This is a genomic window from Pseudomonas orientalis (assembly GCF_002934065.1).
Classification (GTDB): domain Bacteria; phylum Pseudomonadota; class Gammaproteobacteria; order Pseudomonadales; family Pseudomonadaceae; genus Aquipseudomonas; species Aquipseudomonas orientalis_A.
Window position 1 is genome coordinate 2,506,688 of the sequence record NZ_CP018049.1, and the last position, 14,434, is coordinate 2,521,121.

A 14,434-nucleotide genomic window follows, 5' to 3' on the forward strand; every position below is an offset into this window, starting at 1 on the left:
AGAAGGACACTGCCATGAACGCCATCAGCCTGGAACAGACCGAACGCATCTGGTTGAACGCCTACCTGCCCGGCGTGCCGGCGGACATCGATGCGGCCATCGAGGATTACCCCTCATTGCGCGAAGTGTTCCTGGAGCACCTGGAAAAATTCCGCGAGCGCGTGGCCTATGTCAGCATCGGCACGCCAATGACCTACGCCGATTGGAACACCCAGGGCCACGCCTTCGCCGCCTGGCTGCAGGGCCAGGGGGTGAAGAAGGGCGACCGTGTCGCGCTGATGATGCCCAATTGCTTGCAGTACCCGATCTGCCTTCTGGGCACGATCCTGGCCGGCGCGGTGGTGGTCAACGTCAATCCGTTGTACACCCCCCATGAACTCAAGCACCTGCTCAAGGACAGCGGCGCCGAGACCGTGGTGATCTTCGAAAACTTCGCCCACACCCTGGAAAAAGTCGTGTCCGGCAGCAGCGTCAAGCGCGTGGTAGTGGCGGCCATCGGCGATTTGCTCGGTACCTTCAAGGGCGCGGCGATGAACTTCATCCTGCGCAGCGTGCAAAAGCAGGTGCCTGCTTTCAGGTTGGAAGGTTCTGTGCGTTTCAACCAAGTGCTCAAGCAGGGGCGGGCGCTGACGTACCTGCCGGTCAGTCTGGACCGCGATGAGCTGGCCTTCCTGCAATATACCGGCGGCACCACCGGCGATGCCAAGGGCGTGATGCTCAGCCATCGCAATATCATCGCCAACCTGTTGCAGGCCAAGGCCTGGGTCGGCGACCAGCTGGACCAGGACAAGCAGGAAACCAACGTGACCCTGCTGCCGCTGTACCACATCTTTTCCCTGACGGTGAACTGCCTGATGTTCATGTGCCTGGGCGGGCGCAATATCCTCATCGCCAATCCCCGGGACGTGAAACGGGTGCAGATGATCCTGCGCAAGGAGCGCTTCAACGGTATCGCCGGGGTCAACACGCTGTTCAACGGTCTGCTGGAGAACAAGGAATTCTGTGCGCGGGACTTTTCCGACCTGCGCCTGGTGATCGCCGGAGGCATGGCCACGCACACGGCAGTGGCCAAGCGCTGGAAGGAGGTCACCGGGGTGCCGATTGTCGAGGGCTACGGGCTGACCGAATGTTCACCGGTGGTGAGCATCAGCCCCATCGACATTCATCGTATGCGCGAAATGGCGTTCACCGGCAGCATTGGCGTGCCGTTGCCGTCGACCTGGGTGCGTTTCATGCGTGAAGACGGTGAATTGGCCGAGGTCGGCGAGCCGGGTGAATTGCAGGTGCGCGGGCCGCAAGTGATGCAGGGCTACTGGAAGCGCCCGAAGGAAACCGCCGAGGTGCTGGACGCTGACGGCTGGTTGTCCACCGGTGATATCGGGGTGATGGATGAACGCGGTTACATCCGCCTGGTGGACCGCAAGAAGGACATGATCCTGGTCTCGGGCTTCAACGTGTACCCCAATGAAATCGAAGACGTGGTGGCGCTGCACCCAGGTGTGGCGGAAGTGGCGGCGATTGGCGTGGAAGATGGCGTGACCGGCGAGCGGGTCAAGATCATCGTGGTACGCAAGGACCTGAACCTGACCCAGGAGCAGATACTCGCCCATTGCCGGGAATACCTGACCGGGTACAAGGTGCCCAGGTATGTGGAGTTTCGCACCACGGAGTTGCCCAAGACCACCGTCGGCAAGGTGCTACGCCGAGCCCTGCGCTGATACTGAAGGTGACGCAGACCAAATGTGGGAGGGGGCTTGCCCCCGATAGCGGTGTGTCAATCACCGAATCACTGGCTGACCCACCGCCATCGGGGGCAAGCCCCCTCCCACATTTAGATCGAGTTCACCTGGACCCAGCGTTCTTCTTTGGACGCCATCCGAATCGCCGTCGCCAACCGCTCCACCGCCCACGCCGCCTCAAAATCAGTGCCATCGCCGCCTTGCCCCGCCAGCGCCATGATCAGCTCCTGTACCTCCAATGTCTTAAGCTCGTTGTAACCCAACTGATGCCCCGCCGCCGGGCTGAACGCGGCATAACCGGGCAGGGCGGGGCCGGCGAGCAGACGCTGGAAACCGTCCTGGCCGACGCGGCACAGGCGCAATTCGTTCAAGCGCTCCTGATCGAACGCGAGCGTGCCCAGGGTGCCGCTGATTTCAAAACTCAGGTGGTTTTTGTAGCCGTGCTTGAGCCAACTGCTGCTGACCGTGCCGCGCGCGCCGTTGGCAAAGCGCAGCAGGGCGTGCACCTGGTCATCCACGGCGATGGATTTCAGCTCGAGGCTGCCTTTGAAGGCCGGCCGTTGCGCGTGGACGGTCTGGGTATCGGCGCACACGCTGACCACTTCGCCCACCAGATAATGGGCCATCGACAGCAAATGGCTGCCGAGGTCCGCCAGCGCGCCGCCTGCGTGTTCCACCTCACAGCGCCATGACCAGGGCGAGGTCGGATCGGCCATGAAGTCTTCGCTGAACTCGCCCTGGAAACTGATGATTTCGCCCAGCTCGCCGCTGGCAATCATCTGTCGCGCGAGCACGATCATCGGGTTGTGCTGGTAGTTGTAGCCGACGCGCGTCACCACCCCTGCCGCGCTGGCCGCGCGACGCATCGCATCGGCCTGCTCCAGGCTGACCGCCAGCGGCTTCTCGCAATACACCGCCTTGCCCGCCGCAATCGCGGCCATGGCCATGGGGTAATGCAGGTGGTTGGGCGTGGTGATGGCCACCACATCGACCCTGGGGTCGTCGATCAGCGCCTGCCAGTCGGCATGGGCCTGGGCAAACCCCCAGGCACTGGCGCAGCGTTGCGCGCGCTCGGCGTCGGCATCGGCCAGCGCCGCGAGTGCAAGCGTGACCGGCAGTTCGAACACCGCCCGGGCGTTGTTGAACGCCAGCGCGTGGGCGCGCCCCATGAAGCCTGTGCCGATCAAGCCGATTCCGAGTTCACGCATCGCCGTGGTCCTTTGGATTATTGTTTTCAGGAAGCGTATTAATGGAATAAATATTCTCAAAACTCAATAGATGGAATAAAAATTCATTTGATGTGCAGCGCTCACCATGCGCAGGCGAATCATCATTTCAGCTGATGCAGGGATATTCAGCTTGTGGCCAAATGCCGTCAGTTAACAAAAGATAACGTAGCACCGATTGTCAGACGATTCGAAAGCCCGATAGGATGGCCCGTGCTTGCCCCAGGCGCTCTAGATTGCAGGTTTCAGAGCCCCGCGCCAGGCAACACGACCTAACAATAATAAATGGGAGAAAGGTCTATGAGTGAGCCTGTCATGGGTTGGGTTGTTTGCCGCCCACGCGCCGCACGCAAGCTTGCGTTGCTGGCCACAGCGCTCTCGCTGTTTGGGGCCGTCGCATTGCCGACGGTCGTCCAGGCCGCCAGCGATACCACTTTTGCGATTGAATCCCCCAAGGCCGCCAAAGGCCTGATGATCGATGTCGTGCATGCCGGCCAGCGCCTGGTGGCGGTGGGTGATCGCGGGCACATCCTCTATTCCGATGACCAGGGCAGCACCTGGGCCCAGGCCAAAGTCCCCACCCGGCAACTGCTCACGGCGGTGTTTTTCGTCGATGCCAAGCACGGCTGGGCGGTTGGCCATGATGCGCAGATCCTGGTCAGCAGCGACGGTGGCGCCAGTTGGTCCCAGCAATACCAGGACCTCAAGCGCGAAGCACCGCTGCTCGACGTATGGTTCAACGATGCCAATCACGGCCTGGCCGTAGGCGCCTACGGTGCGCTGATCGAGACCACCGATGGCGGCAAGACCTGGGAAGACGTCAGCGACCGCCTCGACAACGAAGACCAGTTCCACCTCAATGCGATTGCCTCGATCAAGGACGCCGGCCTGTTTATCGTGGGGGAGCAGGGCAGCATGTTCCGCTCCAGCGATGACGGCCAGACCTGGGAAAAACTCGAAGGCCCCTACGAGGGCTCGTTGTTTGGCGTGATCGCCACCGCTCAGCCGCGCACCCTGCTGGCCTACGGCCTGCGCGGCAACCTTTACCGTTCCACCGACTTTGGCGGCACCTGGGAGCCGGTCGAGTTGAATGCCGCCCGTGGCGCCCTCGAATTCGGGCTGTCAGGGGCGACCTTGCTCGATGACGGTTCCATCGTCGTGGTGGGTAATGGCGGCAGTGTGGTGGTCAGCCACGACGATGGCCAGACCTTCAGCGTATTCAACCGCCCGGACCGGATTTCGCTTTCAGCGGTGACGGCGGCAGGCAATGGCAACTTGATTCTGGTCGGGCAGGGCGGCGTTCGCGTCGCGACAGCTGCTGGCGCCGAACCGACGAAACAATAAGAAAAAGGCGGAAAGCATGAGCAGTCATCACAACGATAAAGCGACCTTTCTTGAGCGCCTGATCTTCAACAATCGCCCGGCAGTGATCCTCATCTGCCTGCTGGTGAGTGTCTTCCTGTTCTGGCAGGCGACGTTGATTCGCCCCTCCACCAGCTTTGAAAAGATGATCCCCCTCAAGCACCCCTTCATCGAAAAGATGATGGAGCACCGCAATGACTTGGCCAACCTGGGCAATACCGTGCGCATTTCGGTCGAGGCCAGGGACGGCGACATCTTCACCAGGGAGTACATGGAGACCCTGAGGCAGATCAACGACGAGGTGTTCTACATCTCCGGCGTCGACCGCTCGGGCCTCAAGTCGCTGTGGAGCCCTAGCGTACGCTGGACCGAAGTGACCGAGGAAGGCTTCGCCGGCGGTGAAGTGATCCCGCAGAGCTACAACGGCTCGCCGCAAAGTCTCGATCAACTGCGCAACAACGTGCTCAAGTCAGGCCAGGTCGGGCGCCTGGTCGCTAACGATTTCAAGTCGAGCATCGTCGATATCCCGCTGCTGGAGTCCTACCCGGACCCCCAGGACCAGGGCAAGTTGCTGGCCCTGGACTATCGCAAGTTCTCCCATGAACTCGAAGACAAGATCCGCGACAAGTTCGAAGCCCAGAACCCCAACGTCAAGATCCACATTGTCGGCTTTGCGAAAAAGGTCGGCGACCTGATCGATGGCCTGGTGATGGTGGTGCTGTTCTTCGGTGTTGCGTTCGTCATCACCCTGATTCTGCTGCTGTGGTTCACCAATTGCCTGCGCAGCACCATTGCCGTGTTGAGCACGACGTTGGTGGCGGTGGTCTGGCAACTGGGGCTGATGCACTTCTTCGGTTTCGGGCTGGACCCGTACTCGATGCTGGTGCCGTTCCTGATCTTCGCCATCGGCATCTCTCATGGCGTGCAGAAGATCAACGGCATCGCCCTGCAATCCAGCGAGGCGGACAACGCCTTGACTGCCGCACGGCGCACCTTCCGGCAACTGTTCCTGCCGGGGATGATCGCGATCCTCGCTGACGCCGTGGGCTTTATCACGCTGCTGATCATCGACATCGGCGTGATCCGCGAACTGGCCATCGGCGCGTCCATCGGCGTGGCGGTGATCGTGTTCACCAACCTGATTCTGCTGCCGGTGGCGATTTCCTATGCGGGCATCAGCAACCGCGCCATCGAACGCAGTAAAAAGGACGCGCACCGCGATCATCCGTTCTGGCGCCTGCTATCGAAATTCGCCAGCGCCAAAGTTGCCCCGGTGTCGATCCTGCTGGCCCTGGTCGCCTTTGGCGGCGGCCTCTGGTACAGCCAGAACCTGAAGATCGGCGACCTCGACCAGGGCGCGCCGGAACTGCGCCCGGATTCGCGCTACAACAAAGACAACAACTTCATCATCAGCAACTACTCCACCAGCTCCGACGTGCTGGTGGTGATGGTCAAGACCAAGGCTGAAGGCTGCTCGCGCTATGAAGCCATGGCGCCCATCGACCAGTTGATGTGGAAGATGCAGAACACCGAGGGCGTGCAGTCGGCGATCTCGCTGGTGACCGTGTCCAAGCAGATGATCAAGGGCATGAACGAGGGCAACCTGAAATGGGAAACCCTGTCGCGCAACCCGGACGTGCTGAACAACTCCATCGCCCGCGCCGATGGCCTGTACAACAACAATTGCTCGCTGGCGCCGGTGCTGGTGTTCCTCAACGACCACAAGGCCGAGACCCTGGACCGTGCGGTGCATGCGGTGCAGGACTTCGCCAGGGAGAACAACAAGGACGGCCTGGAATTCATCCTCGCCGCCGGTAATGCCGGGATCGAGGCGGCCACCAACGAGGTGATCAAGGAGTCGGAGCTGATCATCCTGATCCTGGTGTACCTGTGCGTGGCGACCATGTGCATGATCACCTTCCGCTCCTGGGCGGCGACCCTGTGTATTGTGCTGCCGCTGGTACTGACCTCGGTGCTGGGCAACGCGCTGATGGCGTTCATGGGCATCGGCGTCAAGGTCGCGACCTTGCCGGTGGTGGCCCTGGGCGTCGGCATCGGCGTGGATTACGGCATCTACATCTACAGCCGCCTGGAAAGCTTCCTGCGCGCCGGCCTGCCGCTGCAAGAGGCGTATTACCAGACGCTCAAGTCCACCGGTAAAGCCGTGCTGTTCACCGGTCTGTGCCTGGCCATCGGCGTGTGCACCTGGATCTTCTCGGCGATCAAGTTCCAGGCCGACATGGGCCTGATGCTGACCTTCATGCTGCTGTGGAACATGTTCGGCGCGTTGTGGCTGCTGCCGGCACTGGCGCGGTTCCTGATCAAACCGGAAAAGCTGGCGGGGCAGAAGGGCAACTCGTTGTTTGCGCACTGAACTGTAGGAGCGAGGGGGACGCCTAGTTCTTGCTCGCGAAAAACGTCAACGATAACGCGTGCATTCTGGATAAATGCGCTGTCTGTGAGTTCTTCGCGAGCAAGCTCGCTCCTACATTATTGCTTTGGGCTATCATTGCGACCTTCCTCGTAAATGATTGACTGCCATGACTGCCGACACTCTGACCACCGCCCTTGCCACCAGCGACATGCTCATCATCAACGGGCTGCACGCCTTCGACTTCACGCTGGACCGGCAGTTGCTGATCGAAAGCATGGACGGTCGGGAACTCAAGCGGTGGACCTTCAGTCCAGAACAACTGGAGGCGGCGACCTTTGATGACAGCCTGCAAAGCTGGGTGCTGTGTAATGACGACGGTGAACACCGTCTGGTCTGCCTGAGCGCCATCCAGGGCGACAACAATAACGATGAGGACGAAGCAGATGATGCGTAAATTCTGGCCCCTGTTGATGGCCGGCAGTGTCGGCGCGATGTCGGTGCAGGCCGCACCGGCCGACACTTATGAACTGCTGGTCGGCAGCTATACCGCCGGCAGCAGTGAAGGGATCTACCGCCTGCAATTCGACAGCCGCACCGGGCAGTTCAGCGGCAAGCCGGTGCTGGCGGCGAAAACCGCCAACCCGTCCTGGCTGACGCTCTCCAAAGACCAGAAGCAGCTGTTTGTGGTCAACGAAAACGGCCCGGGCCAGGACGATGTGGTCGGGCGCGTCAGCAGCTACCGCATTGATCCGCAGAATTATCAGCTCACCCTGATCAACCAGGTGCAGAGCCTGGGCAATGAGCCGACTCATTCCAGCGTGGCCGCCGACGGGCGTTATCTGTTTGTCGCCAACTATTCGGTGGTGGAAGACCCGGGCGGCAGCCTGGCGATTTTGCCGCTGGACAGCGACGGCAAGCTGTCGGCCCCGGTGCAGTTGAGCGGGCACCCGGCCAGCGGTGTGAACCCTGAACGCCAGGCTTCCAACCACGTGCATTCGGTGGTGTCGTCGCCGGACGGCAAGTATGTATTCGTGCAGGACCTGGGTGCGGACAAAGTGTTTGCCTACCGCTACGACCCCAAGGCCAACCATGAACTGCCGCTGACCCCGGCCGAGCCGGCCGCCGTGCAACTGCCACCGGGCAGCGGTCCGCGCCACTTGCTGTTCAGCGCCGATGGCAAGCATGCCTGGCTGACCACCGAGATGAGCGCCCAGGTGGCGGTCTTCGACTACAACGATGGCAAGCTTGCGCAGACCCAGTTGGTGGATTTCGCCGCCGGCCAGCCGGTATCCGATAAAGCCGGCGCTGCGCTGCATGCCTCCAGCGACGGCAAGTTCCTCTACGTCAGCAACCGTGGTACGGCCAATCAGCTTGTGGTGTTCAGCATCGACCCGGCCACCGCGAACCTCAAGGAAATCCAGCGCCGCTCGGTCGAAGGCGACCACCCGCGCGAGTTCAGCCTGGACCCGAGCGGCAAGTTCCTGCTGATCGCCAACCAGAAAAGCAATGAAATCGTGGTGGTTGAACGCGACCCCAAGACCGGCCTGCTGGGTAAAACCGTGCAGAAATTGCCGATCGATGCGCCCAGCGACCTCAAGTTCCTGGTGCGTCAATAAGCCACAGGCCCCGAAAGCCGGGGCCTGACCTTCACTATTAATTTTATTGATGACGGCTACTGTTTCAAAGCATTTCTAAGCTTCAACCCTCGGGCGTAAGTTGGCTTCCAAGGCCTCCCGGCCACCAAAACCAACGCACACGAGGGTTACCGTCATGAACTTCAATCTCTTCTCGATCATCGCCGCTTCCGCCGTTTCCGCGACCGTTGCCCTGCCTGCGGCAGCCAGCGTGGAAGTCACCGGCAAAAAATCCGGCACCACTGCCTATACCCAGAAGTACCTGCAACAAAGCGCCAACTTCTATGCTGCGCTGGATCACAAGACCCAGGGCTAACAAAGATCAACCTGTGGGAGGGGGCTTGCCCCCGATTGCGGTGGGTCAGCTACAGATAAGCAGACTGACACATTGCCATCGGGGGCAAGCCCCCTCCCACAGGTTGATTGATGTTGGTTTCAGGGTTTTGCCATCACCGCGATAAATAGCTGCGACTCCAGAATCCGCTGCAGCCACGCCTGAAGCCGTGGATACGGCGCCCCCGCAAACCATTCACGATCCACATGGGCGAACTGTCGCACGAACGGCACCACCGCCGCGTCCGCCAGACTCATGCGCTCTGCAAGCAAGTAGTCATGGTCCCCCAGCAAGTCCTCCAGCATCTGCAGGAACACCTCACCCTCGGCCCGATAATGTTCCATCGGTTGTTCGGGGTAGCGCTCGGCGTACTTGTATCGATTCAAGTGATGTTTGAACACTTGGTCATTCTCGGCAATCAACGCCAGCACCGCAGGGTCGCCTTGCAGCAGCCAATCGTTGGGATCGTTCTGAGCCAGCGCCCATTGCATGATCTCCAGGCTTTCCTCGATGACCCGGCCGTCAAGGCTCAACACCGGCACGGTGCCCTTGGGCGACAACGCCAGCATGGCGGCGGGTTTGGCCTTGAGGCTCACCTCGACGATCTCCACCGGTACGCCTGAATAACGCAACGCCAACCGCGCGCGCATGGCATAGGGGCAGCGCCGGAACGAGTACAGCAGCGCCTCGCTCACTTGACCTCCAGGGTGCTCAAGCCATTGCCCTGGCGCTTGACCTGGATCTGCACCGGGATGCGTTCGTGCATTTCCTGCACGTGGGAAATTACCGCCACCTTGCGCCCCTGGGCCTGCAAACCGTCCAGGGCGTCCATCGCCAGTTGCAGGGATTCGGGGTCGAGGCTGCCGAAACCTTCGTCGATAAACAGCGACTCGATCTTCAAGGTACTGGACGCCATCGACGCCAGACCCAGGGCGAGCGCCAGGGAGACGAGGAAGGTTTCACCGCCCGACAGCGAGTGCACCGAGCGCAGTTCGTCGCCCATCTCGGTGTCCATCACCAGCAGGCCAAGCATGCTGCCGCCGCGTTTAAGGCGGTAGCGGCGCACCAGCTGGCGCAATTGCACGTTGGCGTGGTGCACCAGCAGGTCGAGGTTGTAGGCCTGGGCGATTTTGCGGAACGTGTCGCCGGTGGCCGAACCGATCAGCGCATTCAGGCGGGCCCAACGCTGCCATTGGTCATAGGCCTTGGCGATCTGCTCGGCCAGGGCGTGGTTGGCGTCCTGGCGCCGCTGGTCTTCGGCCTGACGGGCGCGCAGTTCGGCGCAGTGTTTCTCGCCCTCGGCCAGTTGCTGGTTGAGCGCGGCAAGGCTGTTGTCCAGCTGCTCGGTGTCCAGGTTGCCGTTGTGCAAGGCCTGATGTTCGGCCAGGCGCTGTTCGCGCTCCTGCAGCAATACACCGGCTTGTTCGACGGCTTTTTCGCGGGTGTGCAACTGCTGGCGCAGGTCCGTGACCTGGGCCTCGTCGAAGGCCAGCAGGCGGGTCAGGCCTTGGTCATCCAGCTCGGGATGCGCGGCGCGCCACGCAGTGATGCGCGTGTCCAGGGCTTGTCGCTCCGTCTCGAGCGCTTGCTGACGTTCCAGCAGGGCCTTGAGATCGGCGACCAGTTGCACCAGCGCGGTGTGCACCGCGTGCAGTTCCTGGCTGGCGTCGGCTTCGCTTTGGCGCGCCTGGCTGACGGCCTGGTCCAACTGCTGTTGCCACTGTTCGGCGCTCTCGTGCGCACCGAGCAAGTCGCTGAGTTTGGCCTGGGCGTCGTGTTGCTGGGAGCAGAGCTGCGCGACCTGCAGATTCAGGGCTTCTGACTGCTGCTGGCGATGCTGCTGATGGGTCTGTTGTTTTTCGATGGCCTGCTGGCGCTCTTGCTGCTCGGCCAGCTCATCGCGCTGATGGCCCAGTTGTTCGAGACGCTGGCTGACCTGCTGGTCGAGTTGCAGGAAGGTCGCCGCTGGCTCACTGCGCAAGCCTTCCAGGGTGGCGGCGGGCAACAGGCTGGCGAAGCTGGCAAGCTCCGTATCGAGGCGCTCGCGGTCACTGGCCAGGGCGCGCTGCTGGTCGAGCAACAATTGTCGGGCCTGCTGGCTCGCGTCCTGGGCGGCCTGCAATTGCTGCTGCAAACGCCCGGCGTTTTGTTGCAGGTTGAGCAGGGCGCCCTGGCGCTGTTCGTCCTGGGCGATGCTTTGCGTCAGTTGCGCCAGTTGCTGGGCCAGCCAGTCGGTGCGCTTGACCGCGTCCTGATTCAACAGCGTCGCGTACAGTGGGTGCGCTTCAAGGCTTGGCGCCAACGCCTGCTGCTGCAGCGCCAGCTGTTCCTGTTGGGCTAAAAATTCCTTTTGCTGGGCGATCAGCCCACCCACTTCGCCGCGTAGCTCGGTGAGTTTTTCCTTGAGGCGGTCGACGGCTTGCTGCGCTGTGGCCTCTTCGCTTTCATCGTGGCGACCCAGGCTCTGCAACAGCGCTTCGGGCTGGTGATAGGGATGTTCGTGGCTGCCGCAGACCGGGCAGGGCTGGCCATCCTGCAACTGTTCGCGCAGTTCCTCGACGCTGGCACTGCGGGCCAGGCGCTGGCGCTCCAGCAGTTGCTTGGTCACCGTCAGGGTTTGCTCGGCCACCGTCAGTTCGGCTTTGGTTTGCAGGCCGGTCTGGTTCAGTTGCTCGCGCTGCTGCGCCGCATCGGCGAGTTTCTGCGCCAGGGTGCCGGCCTGGGTGTCGAGCTGCTGTTGACTGCCCCACAAGCGCGCGAGGTCCTCGAAAGCGCGTTGTTGCTTGCGATTGTCCTGCAGGAGGCTGGCGAGCAATTGAATTTGCTCGGCCACCGCGTGGGGTTCGGCGCCGGCCTCCTGGTACAGCAGGTCCAGGGCCTCGCGTTGCTGGGTAAATTGCTCGACGGCGGCGTTGACGCGCTGTTCAAGCTGCGGCAGTTCGGCCTCGCCCTGGTTCAGGCGATTGCCGATCATCATCAGTTGTTGCAGGCGGTCGCGGTAGGCCGTCCAGGCGTCGCTCAGTGGCGCGAGGGTGGCGCTGCGCTCAAGTTCGGTGGCCAGGCTTTGCAGGCGCTTGGCGACTTGGGCCTGTTTGTCCTGCAAGCCTGTGAGCAAGGCTTGGCCTTCGTGGCAGGCGCTTTCGTGCTGCTGCTTTTCCTCGGTGCGCTTGGCCAGCTCTTTGGTCAAGTGGGTGAGGGTGGTCTGTTCTTCGAAGGCCTGGCGCAGCAAAGGCGCGGCGCTTGCCTGGTTGTGCTGGGCTTGGGCCAGGGCCGATTGAGCGGCGGCCTGCTGTTGTTGCGCCTGTTCCTGACGGCTGTGCAGCGCGGTTTGTTGCTCAAGGTGCTGTTGAATCTGCGCGGCGAGCGGGGCCAGCAATGCGTCGAGTTCAGCGCGACGCACGAAGTGATGGCGCTGCGGCGCGAGCTGGTCCAGGCGCGTCAGGTCCTGGCGCTGCTGGCCTTGGCTGTCCCACAGTTGTTGGGCTTGCTGCAGCTGCTCGGCGGCGCTTTGCCGGCGCTCCTGCCACTCGCGCAACTCCTTGAGCCAGGTGTGCTGCAACTCCAACTGCTTGAGTTGGGCCTGGTGGGTTTTGAGTTGCTGTTGTGCCTGGCTCAGTTGTTGATCCAGCTCGGCGCGGGCTTCGGCAGCCAGAGGCACCACGCCGCTGGCCTGGTCCTGCAACTGTTTGTGAACGTCCCTGGCATCCTTGGCCTTGTCGAACGCACGGCGGCCCAGTTGGGTATACAGCGCGGTGTCGGTGAGCTTTTCCAGCAGTTCGCTGCGCTCGTTGTCGTTGGCCTTGAGAAAGGCGCTGAACTCGCTTTGCGCCAGCAGCACTGCGCGGGTGAACTGTTCGAAGTTCAGGCCCAGGGCCAGTTCCAGCTGGGTCTTGTATTCGGTTTTCTGACTGGCCAGCAGTTGCTCGCTGTCCAGGTCGATCAGGATCTGGCGGCTGTTCTGCAACTTGCCGCTGGCCTTGTCGCGCGCGCGATTGGCTTCCCAGCGCGCACGGTAGCGGCGGCCGCTGACGCCGACGAAATCCACCTCGGCATAACCACCGCCGGTGCCCCGTCTGAGCAGGGTGCGCGGGTCGCCGATGGAAATGTCGCTGTCGGCATCCGGCATCTTGGCCTGGCCGGTATCGCCCAGGCGCGGCACCGCGCCAAACAGCGCCAGGCACAGCGCATCGAGCAGGGTGCTCTTGCCGGCGCCGGTCGGCCCGGTGATGGCGAACAGACCGGCGCTGGCCAGCGGCTCGGCGGTGAAGTCGATCTCGAACGGTCCGGCCAGGGACGCGAGGTTTTTCAGGCGGATGGCGAGGATCTTCATGGCTGTTCGCCCTCCTGTTGCACTTCCTGGAGCAGCACGGCGAAGTCCTTCAAGGTCTGTTCATCCACTTCGCTGCCATAGCTGTCCTGCCAGGCGCGGCTGAACAATTCCTGGGGGGTGAGTTGGTCGAGTTCGACCAGGCGCTCTTCATCATTGCCTTCGCGCGGGCCATTGCCTGCGTACTCGGCGGCGATGCGCACCAGGCGCACGGCCTTGCCTTGCAGGGCATTTTCGATCTGCTGGCGCAGGTCCGGCTGCGGTTCGTCAAGGCGTACCCGGACTTCCAGCCATGGGTGACGTTGGGTTTCGGCCAGCAAATCCACATCGGGCAAGTCGGCCAGCTGTTTGAGGATATCTGCCAGAGGCGCGGCCTCCAGGCGTTGCAGATTGACCGAGCGCGGGATCGGCAGCGGTTCGACGCTGACCAGCCTTTCGCCCTGGAACGTCACGTCGAGCACCTGGTGCTTGTAGCCGATTTCGGAAAAAGACAGCGGAATCGGCGAACCGCTGTAGCGGATACGCTCTTCGCCATTCACCTTCTGCGGCTTGTGCAAATGGCCGAGGGCGACGTAGCCGACACTTCTATCGAAGAGGTTGGCCGGCAGCGCCTCGGCATTGCCGATGATCAGGCTGCGCTCGGAGTCTTCCGACACCGAACCCCCGGCCATGTGCGCATGGCTGATGGCAATCAGCGCCTGGCCTTTTTTGCGTTTGGCGTTGGCGGCGGCGATCAGCCATTCATGTACCTGGCCGATGCCCTGCAGGTAATCATCGCCCAACTGCGCGCCCGTGACCTCCGCCGGGCGCAGGAACGGCAGCGCCAGGCACCAGGCGGCGATCTTGCCTTTGGCATCCGGCAACGGGATCAACAGGCGTTCGGCATCCAACTGGCCATCATCGAGCCACAACACCCGGCCCAGGGCGTGGGTGCGCAGGCGGCGCATCAAGGGGGCGGGCAATTCGATGCGTGAACCGGAATCGTGGTTACCGGCAATCATCACAATGGTCAGTGTCGGGTTTTGTTCATGGGCGCTGATGATGAAGTCATACAGGCGCTCCTGTGCCTTGAGCGGCGGGTTGACTGTGTCGAAAATATCGCCGGCGATCAACAGCGCATCCGGACGATGGGCCTTCAACTGGCCCAGCAGCCATTCGAGGAAACAGGCGTGTTCGAAGTCGCGTTCCTGGCCGTGCAGGTTTTGCCCAAGGTGCCAGTCGGAGGTGTGGAACAGACGCAAGGCGAACTCCGTGCAGAAGAGGGAAAGGAGGGGAGTTTACCTGTAAAAGCACGCGGGGTGCCTGCGGGTTAGACCCGGATCCAATGTGGGAGAAGGCTTGCCCTCGATAGCGGTGGGTCAGCTTGCTTATTTGTATCTGAAGCACCGCTATCGGGGGCAAGCCCCCTCCCACAGGGAATCGCGTTGCTGTATTGGGT

10 protein-coding genes are annotated in these 14,434 nt (G+C 62.0%); 6 read left to right on the forward strand and 4 right to left on the reverse strand.

From position 1 onward, the window contains the following. The first annotated feature begins 14 nt into the window (after positions 1-14). Positions 15-1,718, forward strand: a complete 1,704-nt coding sequence (locus BOP93_RS11270) for an AMP-binding protein (protein ID WP_104502663.1) — start codon at positions 15-17, stop codon at positions 1,716-1,718. A gap of 113 nt (positions 1,719-1,831) precedes the next feature. Here the strand turns inward: BOP93_RS11270 and BOP93_RS11275 are convergent, their stop codons facing one another. Further along, positions 1,832-2,947 carry a Gfo/Idh/MocA family protein gene (locus tag BOP93_RS11275; protein ID WP_104502664.1) on the reverse strand — a complete coding sequence of 372 codons (1,116 nt, stop codon included), beginning with the start codon at positions 2,945-2,947 and terminating at the stop codon, positions 1,832-1,834. A gap of 333 nt (positions 2,948-3,280) precedes the next feature. Here BOP93_RS11275 and BOP93_RS11280 point away from each other — a divergent pair, with 333 nt between their 5' ends. From BOP93_RS11280 to BOP93_RS11300, 5 genes are all read left to right on the forward strand, one after another. Then, positions 3,281-4,309: a WD40/YVTN/BNR-like repeat-containing protein gene (locus BOP93_RS11280; protein ID WP_205885817.1), complete on the forward strand. Its 1,029-nt coding sequence runs from the start codon at positions 3,281-3,283 to the stop codon at positions 4,307-4,309. 16 nt (positions 4,310-4,325) lie between these two features. Beyond that, complete coding sequence (locus tag BOP93_RS11285; protein ID WP_065887416.1) at positions 4,326-6,701, forward strand: efflux RND transporter permease subunit; 2,376 nt, start codon at positions 4,326-4,328, stop codon at positions 6,699-6,701. Between the two features lie 166 nt (positions 6,702-6,867). Then, positions 6,868-7,155, forward strand: coding sequence for a DUF5629 family protein (locus tag BOP93_RS11290; protein ID WP_065893048.1), 288 nt, complete (start codon positions 6,868-6,870; stop codon positions 7,153-7,155). Next, complete coding sequence (locus BOP93_RS11295) at positions 7,145-8,317, forward strand: lactonase family protein (protein WP_104502666.1); 1,173 nt, start codon at positions 7,145-7,147, stop codon at positions 8,315-8,317. Before BOP93_RS11290 ends, BOP93_RS11295 begins: the two co-directional genes overlap by 11 nt. Positions 8,318-8,471: 154 nt before the next feature. After that, positions 8,472-8,651 carry a hypothetical protein gene (locus tag BOP93_RS11300; protein ID WP_104502667.1) on the forward strand — a complete coding sequence of 60 codons (180 nt, stop codon included), beginning with the start codon at positions 8,472-8,474 and terminating at the stop codon, positions 8,649-8,651. 119 nt (positions 8,652-8,770) lie between these two features. On the opposite strand, the gene BOP93_RS11305 is transcribed toward BOP93_RS11300, so the two are convergent. Genes BOP93_RS11305 through BOP93_RS11315 form a run of 3 tightly spaced genes read right to left on the reverse strand, consistent with a single transcriptional unit; the run spans position 8,771 to position 14,237 of the window. Continuing rightward, the gene (locus BOP93_RS11305) at positions 8,771-9,364 is read right to left on the reverse strand and encodes a glutathione S-transferase (RefSeq protein WP_104502668.1); all 594 of its coding nucleotides are present in this window, start codon (positions 9,362-9,364) and stop codon (positions 8,771-8,773) included. After that, entirely contained in the window at positions 9,361-12,999 is a 3,639-nt protein-coding gene (locus tag BOP93_RS11310; protein WP_104502669.1) for an AAA family ATPase, read from the reverse strand. Before BOP93_RS11310 ends, BOP93_RS11305 begins: the two co-directional genes overlap by 4 nt. Further along, a complete protein-coding gene (locus tag BOP93_RS11315; protein WP_104502670.1) occupies positions 12,996-14,237 on the reverse strand; it encodes an exonuclease SbcCD subunit D C-terminal domain-containing protein in 1,242 nt (413 codons plus the stop codon). Before BOP93_RS11315 ends, BOP93_RS11310 begins: the two co-directional genes overlap by 4 nt. Between the last annotated feature and the right edge of the window lie 197 nt (positions 14,238-14,434).